Source organism: Paucibacter sp. PLA-PC-4 (assembly GCF_026241155.1).
Taxonomy (GTDB): domain Bacteria; phylum Pseudomonadota; class Gammaproteobacteria; order Burkholderiales; family Burkholderiaceae_C; genus Roseateles_E.
In genome coordinates, this window is sequence record NZ_JAPFGP010000082.1 from 1 (window position 1) to 505 (window position 505).

The following is a 505-nucleotide window of genomic DNA, read 5'->3' on the forward strand; positions in this document are numbered from 1 at the left end:
TGCGTATTCCAGGCGATCGCGGACACCGTTCCGCTCTGATGGCGGACAGCATTCCGCCGTGATGGCGGACACCGTTCCACGCTGATGGCGGACGGCATTCCAAACTGATCGCGGACACCGGGAGGGTGTCCTGAGTGACCCAACGAGGCATAGGCTGCCCGGCTTTTGGCCGGGAGAGGCGATGCCCACACCAAGGGTCCTCATGAGCAAGATCAGACAAGCACTTCAACTGCTGGCCGACGCCAGCCTCAGCACCCGGCAGGTGGCTGCCGCTTTGGGCATCAGCAAGACCACCGTCAGCGAGATCGCGATGTATGCGCGCGATGCTGGCGTCGGGTGGCCGCAGGCGGCCACGCTCAGCGACGACGAGCTGCAGGCCCGGTTGTACCCGCCACCACGCCCACGCAGCAGCACCCGGCGCGAGCCCGACTACGCGGTGCTGCATCAAGAGCTCAAGCGCCCCGGCGTCACGCTGCAACTGCTGTGGGAGGAGTACAGCGCGGGC

General features: G+C 66.5%; 1 pseudogene. It reads left to right on the forward strand.

Going from position 1 to position 505, the window contains the following annotated elements:
• Window positions 1–202: 202 nt before the first annotated feature.
• Window positions 203–505, forward strand: a pseudogene (locus OOZ63_RS29020) (IS21 family transposase); the annotation flags it as partial.